General features: G+C 43.8%; 4 protein-coding genes. 3 read left to right on the forward strand and 1 reads right to left on the reverse strand.

Features of this window, described 5'->3' with window-relative positions; translation table 11 throughout:
* Window positions 1–1,419: MAC/perforin domain-containing protein (locus F6K38_RS33485; RefSeq protein WP_287359405.1), on the reverse strand; the 1,419-nt coding region annotated here is incomplete at its 3' end.
* A gap of 1,096 nt (window positions 1,420–2,515) precedes the next feature.
* On the opposite strand from F6K38_RS33485, the gene F6K38_RS33490 reads away from it, so the two are divergent.
* The 3 genes from F6K38_RS33490 to F6K38_RS33500 form a co-directional block, all read left to right on the forward strand.
* Window positions 2,516–2,770, forward strand: coding sequence for a hypothetical protein (locus F6K38_RS33490; RefSeq protein WP_071986830.1), 255 nt, complete (start codon window positions 2,516–2,518; stop codon window positions 2,768–2,770).
* Window positions 2,771–3,247: 477 nt separating this feature from the next.
* Window positions 3,248–3,643, forward strand: coding sequence for an ArsR/SmtB family transcription factor (locus F6K38_RS33495; RefSeq protein ID WP_008181489.1), 396 nt, complete (start codon window positions 3,248–3,250; stop codon window positions 3,641–3,643).
* Window positions 3,644–3,888: 245 nt separating this feature from the next.
* Window positions 3,889–5,921: heavy metal translocating P-type ATPase (locus F6K38_RS33500; RefSeq protein ID WP_287359408.1), on the forward strand; the 2,033-nt coding region annotated here is incomplete at its 3' end.

The raw sequence follows: 5,921 nt of genomic DNA on the forward strand, positions 1-5,921 counted from the left end.
TTCCACTATAGTATTGCGATAGAGTTTGAGGTAATTGACCTTTTCCTTTTTGCCACGGTACCCCACGGCAATGCCCGTAATCACCATATCATTATTATCACCGGGATTAAACTCAATCTCGTAGCTACTATCAGGAGAACTTACTTCCTTTGTACCCTTAAAAGCAATTGACTGTAGGTTGGTGACGAGATAGTTGTTCGTGGAGCTAGCAGGGGTGAGTTCTTGGTAGTAAAGCACCATTTTGGTGAACTTGCTGCCGTCTCCCTTCAACCCAATGCCTGTCAGTACACAGCCCTCTGGGACTTCCCCTAGGGTTTCGTAATCGGTCTGGTTAAAGGTCTCAGTGTCTCCAAACACCTTCCACTGACGTTGGGTTGTAGACAGATTAAGGTAGCACACGGCAGTAAGATTGAACTTCTTGTCCTTAATCAGACCTCCAAAGCCAACTACTACGTGGTCTAGGTGGGCTCCTGAGTCTACCTCCATATCTTTATTGTCGCCTGCGATCCACTGGTCCGTTTGAGAACTGGTAGTCAGCTCAGTACTACTAGGGTTCGTACCTGCATCAAGAACAGCTTGGATGGCTGCGTCGATTTCCTCTTTGCGAGCGTCATCATTCTCCACTAACTCCGAAATCTTCTTCAGGGAGTCAGAGGTAAAGTCCACGAGGACGAAATTACCAGGAACCGATGCCGCCCAATCATCAAAGCCATCCACCAAAGTGTCGGGAGTGCCACCGATGCACCAAAACTCGCCATTAGATTGATTGTTCGATTGCGACTGGTCGGTCTGGTTAGAAGTGGAAATTGATCCCGAGTAATCGCCATAGTTTGCCTCTACTTCCACTTCGGCTTCCTGGGAGCTGCTATAACTGAATTTTGAGACGCTTTGACTATAAGACCAGCGACCGCCGAAAACAGCCTCGTAGAGAAAGTGAGTGCCGTATTTTGCCACTAACTCCTCGGCGTCCATGTTGTAGAGGTCATCCTTGAAGTCCTCATCAAGATTTTTCAGGGCATAATCGAGATCCAGGGTCAACTTGTAGGAGTTGACATAGCCGGATTTTTCAACGTGATAGAAGTAGCTGCTACTGGTGTATGACTGTGAGTATTTAGCCGAAACTTCGGAGCTAAACAGACCATAGGAACCGGACAAGTTGGCAGAAACTGACATCTTGGTGTATAGATCTTCAGTACTGTCGTAAGAAGAGGTTTTCTGATCAGTTTCGTATAATAAGACAGGAGTGCCTATGGCATCCTTGGGGTAAGAATATTGATCATCGTGGACCGTGATTTCTGTATCTGCGTCAGGCAAAGAAAACAGTCGCTTACTGGTATTGACGGAGTTAGCGCGGGCATAGTAACCGTAGATATCGTAGGTACAGCCAAGATATCCGATGCCGGTTAGATTATCAGCCATGTTTTTCTCCTAGGGTCAACTGATTTGTTAAACTAGATATCCCGATAATATAGCAACCCTAAATGATTGGTGACAAGTGCTCGAATTGAAACCCAGGTATAACAATGATCACGTTTTGGAAAATTACCACAACCTATTTAGGATTGCTATATCCTAAAAATCCTAAAAATAAAGTATAATCAAAAAATGCTCTATGGATAAACGGGAAAAATGACAAATTACACTTGTAAATATATTCAAGTAAATCCTAAATAAACAAAACAAGTATAAGAAAAATTGTTGGTCAAAAAACGACCATATAGCGTTTTTCGTAGCTATGAGGTACACATTATTTTTTCCCTCTTCCCTGCTCCCTGATCCCTGCTCCCGTCTTGATGCAGGTTCCGCACACAGAACCCAAACCATGAGCGACTGCATCAAGACATTGGTTATCTAATTTTAGAATTAATAAAATCGGCACAATGTGATCAAGTAATTGACATTGTAATGAGTTATATTTTTAATCCAGATTTAGATTTTGAGACTCCAAAACCTCATTAAATCGTTCCTATGGCTCAGTTTTAAATGAGTCTTTGACCCACTCCTTGTGATTGCTGCGACTGGATTACAGATTCTTGGATATGTCTAATAAAAGTTATTATAACACGAGTCGAGTGCGATCGCCAGTTTGGTGGGATGTACCAATAGCCATTAATTCATAAAACCGTGGGTCTGTTAGTAGAAGCTCCCTGTCATGAGTGCGATCGCTCTTGTAGTGGCATAGCACAGCTAAAGTAGTAGGATAGATTTTTGAAAAAAGCCTTAATTTACAATGAATTAAGGGATTTTACTCAAGCACCATTTTAGCTGTATTAGTCCACCGAAACAAATTTATTCTATTTATAAAGTACAATAATTTTTATTCCTACTCATCACTGCTCCCTAGTCCCTGTTCCCTGCTCCCTTTTTTTACTACTCCTAAAAAAATCAGATTCCATTCCGTTACCGTACATTTTATTTAAAATACCTTTCCCCAAAAAAAATCATAAAAACCCTTGACAAAATATTTTATAATCGTTATGATTATATTGTTAACAACAAGCAAAAGGTGACCAAGATGGATTCCGAATTTCGCCCAAATCCCGAAAATAACCCTGAGGATATTACTCCTAGTAATAATCCTCAGGAATCTTCTCCAAAAAAATACCCTGTTAAGCACATTCTTAAGGGCTCCCGCAAGGCTATCATCAACACGATGCATAGCCTCTATGCACTGCGTTACGCCGAGATTTCTGAGTGGAGTCCTCTGCAACCGACGGGCATTCCTGGGGAATTTATTACGATGATGACGAAGTACATAACTTTGGGTTAACGGATTAACTTTCTGGGGGGCTTTGCCCCCTGGCAAAATCATCGAGTCTGCTCCCATGGAAGCAGGTCTTGATAGGGTTGAAAACGGAATCACTAATGGTCAATTTCCTAGCCGTAGATAGTATTTCTGCGGCTATTTTTTTTTAAGGGAGTAGGGAATTTAGAATTTAGAATTTAGAATTTAGAATTTAGAATTTAGAATTTAGAATTTAGAATTTAGAATCGGGAATCGGTAATTGGGAGTAGGTAATCGGGAATTGGGAATAGCGATGCGCTGCATCAAGAGGTGCGACCCGAACGCGCCCCGCGTCGGCTTTGCCTCAAGGTGCGCGTTCGGGTCGCACCTTGAGCGAATTTAATTCTTAATGGTAAGAGCGCATCAGACAGGGAATCAATGTAAAAGAAAACTGTACCTCATAACTGCGGGAAACGCTATAGTATCATAGATCTAGAGATTAAATAGTAAATATAATTGATCATGGCCGATTCTAGTTCCTTAAATAAACCAACTGTCTACTCTTCTGATGCTCCAAGCTGTGATGAGTCCCTAGTTCATCTAGATAATGTGTGGCAGGTGCAGAGTAAGGTTCTAGCAACGGAAAAAGCGCAACAGATGGCAGAGTTTTTTAGCGTTCTTTCCGACCCCCATCGGCTAAAGTTGCTTTCAGCCCTCGCACAGCAAGAGCTTTGTGTCTGCGACTTAGCAGCGATAGTAAAAATGGGGGAATCGGCAGTATCTCATCAGCTACGAGTATTGCGATCGCAAAAGCTAGTCAAATATCGCCGTCAAGGTCGCAACGTTTACTACAGCCTTGCCGATGAACATATTGTGACTTTTTATCGAGAGGTAGCTCAACACCTTGATCAAGGTTGATTATTGAGCACAGATAGGGGAAGAAGTAATATAGCAATTCTACGCCTTGTGAGGTACATATTTCCGGGTTTTAGGGACTATTAAGCCTTGTATATGCGAACAGATAAAAAATAATTGGTACCTCATAGTAATGAAAAATACTGTCAATAATTTATTTTGCACAGCTACTTACTATATAATTTGAATTATCTTTCGTCTGAATAGTCTTTCAGATATTCAGGAGATGTTCACAGTTAGATATTGCTATGGCAGAACACCATCATCATCAAGACTGCTGCAAGTCTGGGCATTGCATTGAAGCCGTTGCTGAGGTGACAACCCATGATGACTGCTGCGGCAACAGTCAAGGACAGGAGGTGACAACCCATGATCACTGCTGCGGGAACAGTCAAGGAAAGGAGGTGACAACTCATGATGACTGCTGCGGGAACAGTCAAAGACAGGAGGTGACAACCCATGATGACTGCTGCGGGAACAGTCAAGGAAAGAATGAATTTAACTTGTGGCGCGAGTTAAGAGCGGTCGCGATCGCTACTCCCCTTTTGTTAATCGGACTGATTTTTCAAGATAGTTTACATCAGACTCCTTTTGGCATAGCTGAATATGCCATCTTGATTCCTGCTTACTTACTCTGTGGTTGGGGAGTGCTAACCACTGCGGGGCGAAATATCTTACAGGGTCGGATTTTTGACGAAAACTTTCTGATGACCATTGCCACCATAGGCGCGATCGCTATTCACGAACTACCGGAAGCAGTGGGGGTGATGTTGTTTTACCAGGTGGGAGAATTGGTACAGGGGTCTGCGGTGGGGCGATCGCGTCGTTCGATTCGAGCCTTGCTGGAAGTGCGTCCCGATACTGCTAATCTGCTAGTTAACGGCGAGATAAAAACCGTTTCCCCTGATCAAGTTGCTGTTGGAGAAATGATTCGGGTACGCCCTGGGGAGAAAGTTCCCCTGGACGGTGAGATTATTAAAGGAAGTTCGCAACTGGATACGTCTGCCCTCACAGGAGAATCACTCCCCCGTACGGTTGTAACAGGAGATCTGGTGTTAGCAGGGATGATTAACCACTCTGGAGGGCTAACCATTCGCGTTACCAAGCCCTTTGACGAGTCTTCCATTGCCAGAATTTTGGACTTGGTGGAAAACGCCAGAAGCAAAAAAGCCGACACGGAAAAGTTTATTACTCGCTTTGCCCGCTACTATACACCGGTTGTGGTGTTTCTTTCCTTAGCAGTTGCCCTGTTACCACCTTTGCTTATTTCCGGAGCAAGCGCCAGTACCTGGACTTATCGAGCCTTGGTGCTGTTGGTGATTTCCTGTCCCTGTGGATTGGTAATTAGTATTCCTTTGGGCTATTTTGGCGGTATTGGAGGGGCAGCCAAGCGCGGTATTTTGATTAAAGGTTCTACCTTTTTGGATGCCTTAACTCAGGTGAAAACCGTCGTCTTTGATAAAACTGGCACCCTTACTAAGGGAAACTTTCGAGTCACCGATATTATTACCCATAATGGTTTGAGTCAAGAGCAATTACTAGAATTAGCTGCTCATGTAGAATCTGGGTCAAATCATCCCGTCGCTCAATCGATTCGACAAGCTCATGGCAAACCGATTGACAGTTCTAAGGTTGAAAATTATCAAGAAATTGCGGGACAGGGTATTTGCGCCCAAATTGATGGAAGAGTTGTGATCGCAGGAAACGATCGCTTACTCCATCGAGAGGGGATTTCCCATGATGTTTGTGTGGCTGACAGTACGGTAGCTCACTTAGCGGTGGATGGTGAATACAGTGGGCGTATCTTAATTGCCGATGAACTCAAAGAAGATGCCATCAATGCTATCCAAGCACTGCACCAACAGCAGATTAAAACTGTGATGCTGACCGGAGACAGTCAAACCATAGCTAATACTATGGCTCGAAAGCTAGGGATAGATGATTTTCAAGCGGAACTCTTACCAGAGGATAAGGTGAATGCTTTAGAGAATATCCTCACAGCAGTAAACCAAAGTAACCATAAAACCGCATTTGTGGGAGATGGCATCAACGACGCACCAGTAATTGCTCGTGCTGATGTGGGCATAGCTATGGGGGGATTAGGCTCAGATGCTGCTATCGAAACCGCCGACGTGGTAATTATGACTGATGCTCCCTCTAAAGTAGCAGAAGCGATCGCGATCGCCCGCCGAACCCTAGGTATTGTTTGGCAAAATATTATTATTGCTTTGGCAGTGAAAGTCGTCTTTATTGCCCTGGGCGCGATGGGGGTAGCAACTCT

Origin of the sequence: Moorena sp. SIO3B2, from assembly GCF_010692525.1 — a bacterium.
GTDB lineage: Bacteria > Cyanobacteriota > Cyanobacteriia > Cyanobacteriales > Coleofasciculaceae > Moorena > Moorena producens.

Coding starts and splice junctions, on each gene's coding strand:
- F6K38_RS33495 (WP_008181489.1), top strand. CDS start 3,248: ATGGCCGATTCTAGTTCCTTAAATAAACCAACTGTCTACTCTTCTGAT.
- F6K38_RS33490 (WP_071986830.1), top strand. CDS start 2,516: ATGGATTCCGAATTTCGCCCAAATCCCGAAAATAACCCTGAGGATATT.